The organism is Streptomyces sp. NPDC059371, assembly GCF_042751995.1.
GTDB lineage: Bacteria > Actinomycetota > Actinomycetes > Streptomycetales > Streptomycetaceae > Streptomyces.
The window spans coordinates 129,188-141,298 of sequence record NZ_JBHYXD010000002.1 but is presented as its reverse complement, the minus strand read 5'-3'; the positions used below and the strand labels follow the sequence as shown (position 1 = coordinate 141,298).

Here is a 12,111-nt window from a genome sequence, read left to right as displayed (position 1 = left end):
GGTGGTGGCTGGTGGGCTCGGGTGACGGTCCTGACGATCCAATCGAGCCGCCTCAACTACCGTCAAGACACGAATAGATCACCGATGGGGACCGCGCAGCTTCAGCCCGTAGGCGCAACATGACTGAAACATGAGCGAACCAGGCGTCTTCCCGTGCCACTTTTCGGTTGATCATGGCCGTAGTCTGACGGCAGCCGCTAGTGTTGGCCGCGTCGAGGGCCCCCTTCCACTTGTCGGCCCGATCGCGCTGCTCGTGACCATTTGATCCATGCAGGCGGCCTGTTACGAGGCTTCCAACGGGGAATGAAGTCAAGGAGGTTGGGTGCCCGCGCACAGAAAAGCCGCCTCGGGGCAGCCGTCCACTGCTCTCGGGACAGGCCGGACACCATCTCTGCTGGACCGCTGGCCATTCCGCCGGAAACTCAATGTTCTGGTGATCGTGCCGCTCGCCGTCATCTCCGTGATGCTCGCCTATGTCGTGTCCGGTGAAATCGGCAAGGCCAGGTCCGCCGCCGACACCGCCCAACTCGTGCGCGACAGCACGCAGGTGACGAAACTCATCGACGCCGTGCAGACCGAGCACCGGCAGGCCCTCCTGGTCTCCCTGCGCTACGAGGCCGCCGGTTCGGGGAAGGGCAAGAGCGGCCCGGACACCGCCGCCTATCTGGCCGCGCAGGACAAGGTCACCGCGCGCATCGCGGAGGTCCGCTCCGCCTACGGCGACCGGCTGCCCGACGGCGAGGCCCAGGCGCTGAAGGAGCTCGAAGGCCTGGACAGCCTCCGCGAGACCGTCGAGCAGGGACCGATCCCCGCCGACAACATCGACCCCGCGTACGGATCGGTGATCGAGGGGCTCATCGACGGCCTCGGTCTCGGCCGGTCGGGCAGCGAGTCCTCCGCGTCCGCGGGCAATCTGCTCGACGCCCTGCTGCGCGCCGACACCGCCCACGCCTCCTTCGAGACCAGTGTCTTCGCCGCCCGCACCCGTGACTCCAACGCGCTCATCGAGTTCACCGGCGCCGTCGGCGACTACGACCAGTACGCCTACCAGGCCGAGCGGTTCACCCGGTTCGCGGGACCGGAACAGGGCACCGACCTCGCGGAGATCGAGCACAGCCCCTACCAGAGCGTCATCACCCAGCACTGGGCAGCGCTCCAGGTCGACACCGGAGCGCTCGTCGCCGAGAACGCGACCCAGCTCCGGGCGGCGCTCGACGAGGCGCTGCGTGCCGGTCCCACCTATGAACGGCAGGCCGAGAACCGGCTGAAGATCGTCCAGTCGCTGATCGGCGGGATCGCGGGGAACGCCCAGTCCACGTCGAACTCCGCCTGGTGGAGAGTGGCCTGGCTGATCGCCGGCATCCTGGCGGCCTTCGCGGCCTGGCTGGCGTTCTCCGTACTGACCCGGCGATCCGTGGTGCGGACCGTACGCGCCCTCACGGCGGCGGCCCAGCACGTGGCCGGCGCCGCCAAGAGCGAGCTCGCCCGGGTCGCGGACGACGACGCCGACGACGCGAGCCCACCGCGCCTGGAAGCCGTTCCGGTGCCGGTACGCGACGAGATCGGTGAACTGGCCGAAGCCTTCAACCAGGTTCAGGTCACCGCGAGCGCGCTGCTGGAACGCCAGGTCGTCAGCCGGCGCAACATCGCCGAGATGTTCGGCAACGTCGGCCGCCGGGTCAGCAACCTGACGGCCCGCCAACTCGCCCTGATCGACTCCGTGGAGCGCGGCGAGACCGACCCCGAGGTGCTGGACCGGCTCTACCGCATCGACCACATCGCCGTCCGTCTGCAGCGCAACGCCGACAGCCTCATGCTGCTCGCCGGGATCAGCGAGACCGGCCTCAACACCGAACCGATGCGGCTCAGCAACATCGTGCGCGCCGCGCTGGGCCAGATCGAGGGCTATCAGCGCGTCACCCCGCACGCCGAGGGCGATGTCATCGTCGTCCCCGACATCGTCGGCGATTTGACCCTCATGCTCGCCGAACTCCTGGAGAACGCCGTGATGTTCTCCCCGGCGACCAGCGGCGTCGAAGTCGTCCTGCGGCCCCGTCACCACGGCGGCGGAGCCCTCGTGGAGATCATCGACCACGGACTCGGCATGAGCCCCGAGCGGCTGGAGCAGGAGAACGCCCGGCTGATCCGGCGCGAGCGCCTCGACCTGGCGCCGACGGAGGTGCTCGGTCTGTTCGTGGTCGGCGGGCTGTCCCGGCGCTGGGGCATCGAGGTCGCCCTGTCCCGTACCCCGGGCGGCGGTGTCACCACCACCGTCGCCGTCCCCGCGGCCCACCTCGTGCCCGGTGACCAGGTCTCCGCCCCCGCGCGGGCCCCGCGTATGCAGCCGCCCCCGCGCCGCTCCGGACCCGGTGAGCCGCGCAAGGCGAGGATCGAGGCGCCGACCGGACCCGCGGGCCTGCCCCGCAGGGTGCCCTCCTGGTCCCGGACCGCCGAGTCCCCCGGCCACGCCCGCCGCTCGGAAGCGACGGACACCGGCGCCGAGCGCGCGACCACGCACGGCGGTGCCCGGCCCGGCAGCGGCGCCGACCCGGCACCCACCGGACCGGCGCGGTCCGGCGAGGCAGGTCCGCTGCGCCGCCGGGTGCGCGGGGCGACCCTGTCGGCCGGGACCGCGGCGAGCCGGCTGCCCCGGCCCACGGAACCACCCACCCACCGCAGGCCGCCCTCCTGGCAGCCGACGGACGCCGACGCCGCGCGCTCCGAACTCGACGAGTTCGAGGCCGCCGTCCTGCGGGCCGAACGCGAGAGCGCGGCCGAGGACCGCACGACCGTGGTGACCCGGCCGGGCGGCAGACCCGGCGGCCAGGCCGGGACCGAAACCCAGAACAGAAGACCCTCTTCCCCGGAAGGCATGAGCACGTGACCATGTGGACAGGCGGACCCGAGTCCCGGACAGCGGAACCCGCGGCGGACGTGAAGACCGCCGCTGCCGACTTCAACTGGCTGCTCAACCGATTCGCCACCGAGACCGCCGGGGTGGTCGACGTGATCGGTGTCTCCTCCGACGGACTGCTCATCGCGGTCTCCCAACTGCGCGGCCAGGCCGACTCCGAGCGGCTCGCGGCGATCGTCTCCGGCATCACCAGCCTCGCCATGGGGGCCTCCGGCAACTACGGCCTCGGCAGCCTCAACAAGGTCATCATCGACCTGGAGGAAGGGCACGTGCTGGTGTCCTCGCTCGGCGCCGGTGCGGTGCTCGGCGTGGTCACCTCGAAGGAGGCGAAGCTCGGCAACATCGCCTACGAGATGACCCTGTTCGCCAACCGGGCCGGTGCGGTGCTCAGTCCGCAGCTGGTGATGGAACTGAAGCGAACCGTGGGTGTCGCACCGGCCGGTTGACCACCGGCCGGCCGCTGTCCGACGGCACGTCACATGACCGGTGACGCGCGCCGAGTTGAAGGGGGAGGACGTGATGACGTCCGGCGAGCCATTGGCCGGCGGCGACGCCGAACGGGGAGGGGAACGCCCCGCCTCGGTCGTCCGCCCGTTCCTGCTGACCGCGGGACGGGTCGCCGGCGGGGACAGTCTCGTACCGCCGATCCCGATCGAGACACAGGTGGTGGCCACGCGTGTGGGGCTGGCGGCACTGGACCGCTTCGTCTTCGACCAGCACCGCGACATCATCACGGTCTGCCGCGAGCCGCAGTCGCTCGCGGAGATCGCGGCGAGGCTCCGGATGCACTTGAATGTGGTCCGGGTTCTCGCCGACGATCTGCGCGCCGACGGGCAACTCGCCCTGTACGCGCCGCAGGCCCGTTCCAACCGCGATGTCACTGTTCTGCGAAGGGTGATCGATGGTCTCAGAGCTGTCCCCGACTCCCGGGGCGCGATCCGTGAGGGATGACGACGAGCGTCCCCGGCCGCCTCTGCCGGTGAAGATGGTGATCGCGGGCGGCTTCGGCGTGGGCAAGACCACGACGGTGGGGGCCATTTCGGAGATCGAGCCGCTGACCACCGAGGCGTCCATCACCTCGGTCGCCGCCGGTGTCGACGACCTCACCCACACCCCGGAGAAGGTGACGACGACCGTCGCCATGGACTTCGGCTGCGTCACCCTGGACCCGACGCTCAAGCTCTATCTGTTCGGCACCCCCGGCCAGGAGCGGTTCGGGTTCATGTGGGACGACCTCGTCGAGGGCGCGCTCGGCGGGCTCGTCATCGTCGACACCCGGCGGCTCGACGACTGCTACGCGGCCGTCGACTACTTCGAGCACCGCGAGATCCCCTTCGCGGTGGCCGTCAACGCCTTCGACGGCAAGGTCGAACACGATCTGGAGGACGTACGGTGGGCCCTCGACGTCGCCGACCATGTGCCGCTGACCGTGTTCGACGCACGCGACCGGGGGTCCGTGCGGGACGCTTTGCTCGTCGTCCTGGAACACGCCCTCGCCAGGGCCGAGAGGGCGGCCCACGTGCCGGGAGAGCCTTCCTGAGCACCTGAGCACCTGAGCACCTGAGCACCTGAGCACCTGAGCCCGAGCGAGGGCGAGGGCGACATGCCCGGAAAACCGGAGGGGGACAGCCCGTGGGCTGTCCCCCTCTCCGTGTCCGTGTCCGTCCCCCGTCCCCCTACGAGGTCCGGCGTCTGCTCACTCCGGGGGAGACCGCCACCCGGTCCACGCCCCAGAACAGCACGAGGACGAGCACCGCGAGGACGGCCGTGACAGCGGCTCCGCCGGCCACCTTCTCGTAGTTGTGCTGGTACAGGCCGTCCAGGATGTACCGGCCGACTCCGCCGAGGGACACATAGGCCGCGATCGTGGCCGTGGACACGATCTGCACCGTCGCCGAGCGCAGCCCGCTGAGGATCAGCGGCAGTGCCGCCGGGACCTCGACCTGGAACAGGATCCGCGCCTCCGGCATGCCCATGCCGCGGGCGGCGTCGACGGGGGAGGGGTCCACGGTGCGGACCGCCTCGTAGGTGGTGATGAGGACCGGCGGGATCGCCAGCACCACGAGCGGGATCATCACCGGCACGATGCCGAGACCCAGCCACACGAACATCAGGACCAGGAGACCGAAGGTCGGCAGCGCCCGGGCCCCGGCGGACACGAAGGCCAGCGCGTTGCCACCGCGCCCGGTGTGCCCGGTGACCAGCCCGATCGGCAGACCGATGGCCGACGCGATCGCGAGGGCCCCGGTCGTGTACTGGACGTGCTCCCACACGCGTTGCGGGATGCCGTCGTAGCCGTGCCAGTGCGAACCGTCGCTGAAGAAGGCCTGCATGAAGTGCAGTACGTTCACGAGGCGCCCTCCTGAACGGGTGTGGCGTCCGCGGCCGTGGCCCCGAAGCGCCTGGCGCGGCCGGACGGGGGCTGCCAGGGGGTGAGTACCCGCCGCAGCAGGACCAGCAGGGCGTCGATCACGACCGCGAGAACGGCCAGGGTGATCACCGCGGTGCCGGCGAGCCGTGGGAGGCCGTACAACTGCGCGTAGGTCAGCAGGTTTCCGAACGCGCCCTGGTTGCCGATCAGCGCGCCGACGCTCACCAGGCTGATGCTGGAGGCGACGGCCACCCGCAGTCCGGCCATGATCGCCGGTACGGCGATGGGCAGTTGGACCTGGAAATAGCGGCGCGCGAGGCCGATGCCCATGGCCGAGGCGGCGGCGTTCGTCTCCTCGGGGACCGAACGGACCCCGTCGACGACCGCCGGGACGAGCACGACCAGGCTGTACAGACACAGCGGGATCATCACCGTGAGCCGGCTCAGCCCGGTGTAGTCGATGAGCACCACGAAGAAGGCGATCGAGGGGATCGCGTAGAGGATCGTCGAGGTCCACAGCACCGGCGCGTAGAGCCAGTCGAAGTGGACGCAGAGGAGTCCGATCGGCAGGGCCAGCAGCAGACCGGCCAGCACGGGGACGAGCGCCTCCTCCATGTGGAGGGCGATCAGGCCGCCGTAGCTGTGCTGGATGGCGCTCGGTATGTCGAAGAACCCGTTCATCGTGCGGCCTTCGCCGTCGGCGTCTCCTGAGGGGCGTCCGCCGCCCGCCGTCGCCGGGCCGACCGGATCGCCGCGGCGACCGTATCCTGCCCGGCGACCCCGAGAACCTTCCCCGAACCGTCGACCGCGACGGCCTGGCCGGTCGGCGACAGCACGGCCCGGTCCAGGGCGACCCGCAGCGAGTCGCGGCCCACCTCGAAGGCCGGGCCGTACGGTTCGAGGTCCCCGACCTCTCCGCCCCAGCTCCCGGGGTCGGCCCAGCCGATCGGCCTGCCGTCCGCGTCGGTGACCAGCACGGGCGCCCCCTCGGGCTCGCGTGCGGCGATCTCCCGCCAGTCGGAGCCGACGGGGAAGACCCGGGAGCGGTCGAGATCGAGATCGTCGGTACTCAGGAACGACAGACCTCGGATGCCCCGGTCGGAGCCGAGGAACTGCTCGACGAACGGATCGGCCGGCGCCGAGAGGATCTCGTCCGGGGCCGCGAACTGGGCCAGCTTGCCGCCGGTGCGCAGCACCGCGATGCGGTCACCGATGGTGATCGCCTCGTCCATGTCGTGGGTGACGAAGACGATGGCCTTGCCCAGTTCGCTCTGGATGCGCAGCAACTCCTCCTGGAGGCCCCGGCGTACGACCGGGTCGACCGCGGAGAACGGCTCGTCCATCAGCAGGATGGGCGGATCGGCCGCCAACGCGCGGGCGACGCCGACCCGTTGCTGCTGACCGCCGGAGAGCTGGTACGGATAGCGGCGGGCCATGGCCGGGTCGAGACCGACCCGTTCCATCAGTTCCGTCGCGCGTTCCCGTGCCCGCTGCTTGGACCAGCCGAGCAGCCGGGGCACCGTGGCGATGTTGTCGACCACGGTCCGGTGCTGGAAGAGGCCGGCGTTCTGGATGACGTAACCCATGGAGCGGCGCAGGGTGTTGACCGGGCGGCTGCGGATGTCCTCACCGTCGACCCGGATCGTGCCGCTGCTGGGCTCGATCATCCGGTTGATCATGCGGAGTGTCGTGGTCTTGCCGCAGCCCGAAGGTCCGACGAGAACGGTGATGGAGCGGTCCGGTATCTGGAGTGACAGGCGATCGACGGCCACCGTGCCGTCGGCGTATCGCTTGCTGACATCTTCGATGGCTATCAAGCGTCGAGAACCCTTCGGGAACGGCCTTGCCCGCGCGTGGCGCGATCACGTGCACGAGAGGGTGCGTAGTCTAGTCAGTCGATGTTCGTTCCCGGCCATGACAGATCGTGAATGTCGTGCGTACGCCCGTCTTTTCTGGGCGCGCCCCGTTTCCGGGAACTCCCTCAGCTCCACTCGGACCCGTGCGGTGCGGTGCCGACTCCCGCTTGAAACCGGACGGTTCGGTGCCGACTCCCGCTCGGAACCGGACGGTTCGGTGATCAGCCCTTGGAACCCATGGGCGCCCGGCCCGCGGTGACCAGTTCGCGCGGACGCTCGGTCGTCCGGGGCTGACAGGCCTGCTCGGTGAGCCCGCGGCCGCCCTGCCGCCACAGCCACCCGATGTCGCGGCCGAACGACCACACGAGCAGCGCGAGCGCGGTCAGCACGGCGCCCATCTCCGCTTCGTACGGCAGGAGTCCGGAGCCCGCGACCAGCAGGATGACGCCCTGCAGTGCCGCCACCGTCTTGCGCGCCATGCTCGGCGGCAGCTCGCCGTTCAGCCACGGCAGCACCCGGGCGGCGGCGACGAACGCGTACCGCATCGTGCCGATCAGCAGCACCCACGGGCCGAGCGACATCGCGAGGTACACGCTCAGCACGAGGATCAGGAACGCGTCCACCTCCATGTCGAAGCGGGCGCCCAGGGCCGAGGACGTGCCGGTCCGCCGGGCCACCTTGCCGTCGACGCCGTCGAGGATCAGCGCGACCGCCGTCAGACCGACGAGCAGGCTCACCGGCGGCGAGCTCTCGAAGGAGTCCGCGACCAGCGCGGTGACACCGCCGACGAGGATCGCGCGGCCGAGCGTCACCCGGTTGGCGGGTCCGAAGGAGCGGGGCTGTGTGCGCCGCAGTGCGCGGGTGAGTACCGCCCAGGTGGCGAAGGCGAACACCAGACCGGTCAGCCAGCCCGCCGGCCCCATCCCGATCGCCGCGCCCAGCAGGGCCAGCACCAGGAGCTGCACGCCGGCTCCCACCGTGGTCTCCTGCTGGGGAAGCCTTGCGCCGTACATGTTGTTCAGGGCCACCGCAGATCCTCCGGCCGAATGACAGATTCGATCAACGCCGCGTACCGTGTGCGCGACTTGTCACTGCTCCGTACGTGAAGATCTGCGGAATCGTTCAGGGGGACGCTCATGGAACTCACAGCTCGCGCCTTCTGGCTCGCTTCTCCGGGCCACGGCGAGATCCGTGACGTCACCCTGAACGAACCCGCGGAGGGCGAGGTACTCGTCCGTACGCTCTACTCCGGAGTCAGCAGGGGCACCGAGACCCTCGTGTTCCGCGGGGGAGTCCCGGAGAACCAGCACGCCTCGATGCGCGCGCCGTTCCAGGACGGGGATTTCCCCGCACCCGTGAAATACGGCTATCTGAGTGTCGGCCAAGTGGAGGAAGGACCCGCGCATCTGCTCGGGCGGACGGTCTTCTGCCTCTACCCGCATCAGACGCGGTACGTCGTCCCGGCGAGCGCCGTGACCGTCGTACCCGAGTCGGTGCCCGCCTCCCGCGCCATCCTCGCCGGCACCGTCGAGACCGCGGTGAACGCCCTGTGGGACGCCGCCCCGCTCATCGGCGACCGGATCGCCGTGGTCGGCGGCGGCATGGTCGGGTGCTCGGTCGCGGCGCTGCTCGCCCGCTTCCCCGGCGTGCGGGTCCAGCTCGTCGACGCCGACCCGGCACGCGGTGCCGTCGCCCGTGCGCTCGGGGTGGACTTCGCGCTCCCCGAGGAGGCCGAGGGCGAACGCGACCTCGTCGTGCACGCCAGCGCCACGGAGGCCGGACTCGACCGCTCCCTGCGCCTGCTCGCCCACGAGGGAACCGTCATCGAGCTGAGCTGGTACGGAGACCGCCGGATCGCCCTGCCGCTCGGCGAGGCCTTCCATTCCCGCCGGCTGACCCTGCGCAGCAGCCAGGTGGGTTCCGTATCCCCCTCCGCCCGGGTCGGCCGTACGTACGCGGACCGGCTGGCGCTCGCCCTCGACCTCCTCGCCGAACCGGCCTTCGACGCCCTGATCACCGGCGAGTGCTCCTTCGGTGAACTCCCGGACGTGATGGGCGAACTGACCTCCGGATCGATACCCGCCCTGTGTCACCGAGTCGCCTACGAACAGGTTTGAGCCGACGAGAACCGGCCTGACCTCCACGGACTCCGAAGAAAGGGCGACGCACGGCTGAACAAGGTGAACCGGGCAGCCGTACTACACGACGTGATCCCGGCAGGGGATCAGACGCACCGCACCTGGAGGGTCGTCCGTTGTTCAGCATCACCGTCCGCGATCACCTGATGATCGCCCACAGCTTCCGTGGCGAGGTCTTCGGACCCGCGCAGCGCCTCCACGGGGCGACGTTCCTGGTGGACGCCACCTTCCGTCGCCCCGAGCTGGACGACGACAACATCGTCGTCGACATCGGCCTGGCCACGCAGGAGCTCGGCGCCGTCGTGAGCGAGTTGAACTACCGCAACCTCGACAGCGAGCCGGACTTCAAGGACACCAACACCTCGACCGAGTTCCTGGCGAAGGTCGTCGCCGACCGCCTCGCCGACCGCGTGCACGCCGGAGCCCTGGGCGCGGGCGCCCGGGGCCTCACCGGCATCACCGTCACCCTCCACGAATCGCACATCGCCTGGGCGAGTTACGAGCGTGACCTGTGACCGACGCGACCCTCGACAAGGCATCCCCGGTGTCCGGCCGTGCCGCGCAGGCCGCCGGATCCGGTGCCCTGAACTACGTGCCCGTGCAGAACGCGGCTCTCAAGAACGCCGAGATCATCCCCATGTCCCTGCGCACCGTGCACTTCGTCATGCCGGGCGGCGTCGACGACCCGGCCACGCCGAGCGGCGGCAACGCCTACGACCGCCGCCTCTGCCTCGACCTGCCCGGCTTCGGCTGGCATGTCCAGCGGCACATCGTCGCGGGCGAGTGGCCCCGTCCCTCCGCGGCGGCCCGTACGGAGCTCGCCCGGACCCTGGCCGACCTGCCCGACGGCACGGTCGTCCTCCTCGACGGGATCGTCGCCTGCGGAGTCCCCGAGATCGTCGCTCCCGAGGCCGACCGGCTGCGTCTCGTCGTCCTCGTCCACCTGCCGCTCGGTGACGAGACGGGGCTCGATCCCGCCGTGGCCGCCGAGCTGGACGCCCTGGAACGCACGACCCTGCGGGCCGTGTCGGCCGTCGTGGCCACCAGCGAATGGGCCGTCCGCCGGCTCGTCGCCCACCACGGCCTCGCCCCCGACCGGGTCCACGCGGCCGCGCCCGGCGCCGACATCGCACCGGTCGCCTCCGGCACCGACGGTGTCTCGCGGCTGCTGTGCGTCGCCGCGGTGACCCCGCGCAAGGGACAGCACCGGCTCATCGAGGCCCTCGCCACCGTCACCGACCTGCCCTGGAGCTGTGTCTGCGTCGGCGGGCTCACCCAGGACCCGGCCTACGTCGACCATCTGCGCGCCCTGATCGCCCAGCACGGCCTCGGCGACCGGCTGCACCTCGCCGGACCCCAGGCCGGCGCCGAACTCGACGCCAGCTACGCGGCGGCCGACCTCATGGTCCTCACCTCGTACGCCGAGACGTACGGCATGGCCGTCACCGAGGCACTGGCCCGCGGCATCCCCGTGCTCGCCACGGACGTCGGCGGAGTGCCCGAGGCCGTCGGACGCGCCCCCGACGGCGGAGTGCCCGGCATCCTCGTACCCCCGGAGGACCCGGCGGCGCTCGCCGCCGAGCTGCGCGGCTGGTTCGGCGAGGCCGACGTGCGCCGCCGGCTCAAGGCCGCCGCCCGCGGACGGCGCGCCGCGCTCGACGGCTGGGCGACCACCGCGCGCAGCCTGGCCGGAGTGCTCGGCCGGCTGCCCCAGGAACCCCGGAGGGCGGCATGAGCACCGCCACGACGCCCGCGAGCGAGCCGGACTCCGGCATCCCCGAGCAGAAGGTGAGGACGGGCGTGCCCGGTCAGCGAGTCGGGGACCCTGACGCCGAAGAGGTGCGCTACGCACCGCAGTGGCTCCAGTTGCGCGAGCCCGCCGACGCCGCCGCGCGGGCGGTCGACCTGCTCGACCCGCTGCGCATCCGGCTGGCCAACCGGCCGGTCCGCGGCGGTGACCTGGCCATTCACGACCTCGGCTGCGGCACCGGCTCCATGGGCCGCTGGCTCGCGCCCCGGCTCGACGGCGCCCAGCACTGGATCCTGCACGATCGCGACCCGTACCTGCTGCACTTCGCCACGGTCGGGGCGCCCAAGGCGGCGGCCGACGGCAGCCATGTCGCCGTCACCACCCAGCGCGGCGACATCGGGCGGCTGACGGTGGACGCCCTGGCCGGCGCCTCCCTGGTGACCGCGTCGGCGCTGCTCGACGTGCTCACCGCCGAGGAGATCGACCGGCTCGCGGCCGCCTGCGCCGGAGCGGGGGTGCCCGCCCTGCTCACGCTGTCCGTGGCCGGCCGGGTCGAACTCACCCCCGCCGACCCGCTGGACGCCGAGATCACCGAGGCGTTCAACGCCCACCAGCGGCGCGGCGAACTGCTCGGCCCGGACGCCGTCACCGCCGCCTGCGACGCGTTCGCCCGCTACGGCGCGACCGTGCGGGTGCACCCGAGCCCCTGGCGGCTCGGCCCCGACGAGGCCGCCCTCACCGAGGAGTGGCTGCGCGGCTGGGTCGGCGCCGCGGTCGAGGAGCGCCCCGAGCTGGCCGAACGGGCGGAGGCATATCTGCGGTCCCGGATCGCGGCGAGCGCCGCGGGCGAGCTGCGCGTGGTCGTCCACCACAGCGATGTGCTGGCGCTGCCCCACCCGGCCGGGGGTGCGGCGTGAGCGCGGGCCTGGAGACACTGGGACCGGTCGCCGCCCCGGTGGCCGCGGCCCCGGAGCCCGACGGCCCGCACCTGAACATCCCCGCGGAGTGGGGGGGGGGGGGCGGGGGGGCGGGCCCCCCCGGGGGGGGGGTGATCAAAGAGACCCCCCGCCACAGCGAGAGAG

12 protein-coding genes are annotated in these 12,111 nt (G+C 71.5%); 8 read left to right on the top strand and 4 right to left on the bottom strand.

All coding sequences use genetic code 11. The annotated features are described in order from the left end of the window. The first annotated feature begins 433 nt into the window (after window positions 1-433). The 4 genes from ACFXGX_RS01875 (at window position 434) to ACFXGX_RS01860 (ending at window position 4,454) form a co-directional block, all read left to right on the top strand. Window positions 434-2,884, top strand: a complete 2,451-nt coding sequence (locus tag ACFXGX_RS01875) for an ATP-binding protein (protein ID WP_384783610.1) — start codon at window positions 434-436, stop codon at window positions 2,882-2,884. Window positions 2,885-2,886: 2 nt separating this feature from the next. After that, entirely contained in the window at window positions 2,887-3,360 is a 474-nt protein-coding gene (locus ACFXGX_RS01870) for a roadblock/LC7 domain-containing protein (protein ID WP_365485868.1), read from the top strand. Between the two features lie 73 nt (window positions 3,361-3,433). Further along, window positions 3,434-3,865: a DUF742 domain-containing protein gene (locus tag ACFXGX_RS01865; protein ID WP_355772201.1), complete on the top strand. Its 432-nt coding sequence runs from the start codon at window positions 3,434-3,436 to the stop codon at window positions 3,863-3,865. Continuing rightward, a complete protein-coding gene (locus ACFXGX_RS01860; RefSeq protein ID WP_384783607.1) occupies window positions 3,816-4,454 on the top strand; it encodes an ATP/GTP-binding protein in 639 nt (212 codons plus the stop codon). The genes ACFXGX_RS01865 and ACFXGX_RS01860 overlap by 50 nt, the downstream gene beginning before the upstream one ends. A 136-nt stretch (window positions 4,455-4,590) precedes the next feature. Here ACFXGX_RS01860 and ACFXGX_RS01855 read toward each other — a convergent pair whose 3' ends face one another. From ACFXGX_RS01855 to ACFXGX_RS01840, 4 genes are all read right to left on the bottom strand, one after another. After that, window positions 4,591-5,265, bottom strand: coding sequence for an ABC transporter permease (locus ACFXGX_RS01855; RefSeq protein ID WP_384783605.1), 675 nt, complete (start codon window positions 5,263-5,265; stop codon window positions 4,591-4,593). Beyond that, window positions 5,262-5,966: an ABC transporter permease gene (locus tag ACFXGX_RS01850; RefSeq protein ID WP_384783603.1), complete on the bottom strand. Its 705-nt coding sequence runs from the start codon at window positions 5,964-5,966 to the stop codon at window positions 5,262-5,264. The genes ACFXGX_RS01855 and ACFXGX_RS01850 overlap by 4 nt, the downstream gene beginning before the upstream one ends. Then, a complete protein-coding gene (locus tag ACFXGX_RS01845) occupies window positions 5,963-7,102 on the bottom strand; it encodes an ABC transporter ATP-binding protein (RefSeq protein WP_384783601.1) in 1,140 nt (379 codons plus the stop codon). The genes ACFXGX_RS01850 and ACFXGX_RS01845 overlap by 4 nt, the downstream gene beginning before the upstream one ends. Window positions 7,103-7,362: 260 nt before the next feature. Further along, on the bottom strand, window positions 7,363-8,169 hold the full coding sequence (locus ACFXGX_RS01840; RefSeq protein WP_384783599.1) for a CDP-alcohol phosphatidyltransferase family protein: 807 nt from the start codon (window positions 8,167-8,169) through the stop codon (window positions 7,363-7,365). Between the two features lie 108 nt (window positions 8,170-8,277). On the opposite strand from ACFXGX_RS01840, the gene ACFXGX_RS01835 reads away from it, so the two are divergent. From ACFXGX_RS01835 to ACFXGX_RS01820, 4 genes are all read left to right on the top strand, one after another. Continuing rightward, window positions 8,278-9,258 (top strand): zinc-binding alcohol dehydrogenase, encoded by a 981-nt coding sequence (locus tag ACFXGX_RS01835; RefSeq protein WP_384783597.1) that lies wholly within the window; start codon window positions 8,278-8,280, stop codon window positions 9,256-9,258. 137 nt (window positions 9,259-9,395) lie between these two features. Next, entirely contained in the window at window positions 9,396-9,794 is a 399-nt protein-coding gene (locus tag ACFXGX_RS01830; protein ID WP_355772219.1) for a 6-carboxytetrahydropterin synthase, read from the top strand. Continuing rightward, on the top strand, window positions 9,791-11,014 hold the full coding sequence (locus ACFXGX_RS01825) for a glycosyltransferase family 4 protein (protein ID WP_384783595.1): 1,224 nt from the start codon (window positions 9,791-9,793) through the stop codon (window positions 11,012-11,014). Before ACFXGX_RS01830 ends, ACFXGX_RS01825 begins: the two co-directional genes overlap by 4 nt. After that, entirely contained in the window at window positions 11,011-11,946 is a 936-nt protein-coding gene (locus tag ACFXGX_RS01820; RefSeq protein ID WP_384783593.1) for a class I SAM-dependent methyltransferase, read from the top strand. Before ACFXGX_RS01825 ends, ACFXGX_RS01820 begins: the two co-directional genes overlap by 4 nt. The last annotated feature ends 165 nt before the right edge of the window (window positions 11,947-12,111 follow it).

Excerpts from the sequence above, each read along its gene's own strand:
- ACFXGX_RS01860 (WP_384783607.1), top strand. The coding sequence starts at position 3,816 with ATGGTCTCAGAGCTGTCCCCGACTCCCGGGGCGCGATCCGTGAGGGAT.
- ACFXGX_RS01835 (WP_384783597.1), top strand. The coding sequence starts at position 8,278 with ATGGAACTCACAGCTCGCGCCTTCTGGCTCGCTTCTCCGGGCCACGGC.
- ACFXGX_RS01850 (WP_384783603.1), bottom strand. The coding sequence starts at position 5,966 with ATGAACGGGTTCTTCGACATACCGAGCGCCATCCAGCACAGCTACGGC.
- ACFXGX_RS01865 (WP_355772201.1), top strand. The coding sequence starts at position 3,434 with ATGACGTCCGGCGAGCCATTGGCCGGCGGCGACGCCGAACGGGGAGGG.
- ACFXGX_RS01870 (WP_365485868.1), top strand. The coding sequence starts at position 2,887 with ATGTGGACAGGCGGACCCGAGTCCCGGACAGCGGAACCCGCGGCGGAC.
- ACFXGX_RS01820 (WP_384783593.1), top strand. The coding sequence starts at position 11,011 with ATGAGCACCGCCACGACGCCCGCGAGCGAGCCGGACTCCGGCATCCCC.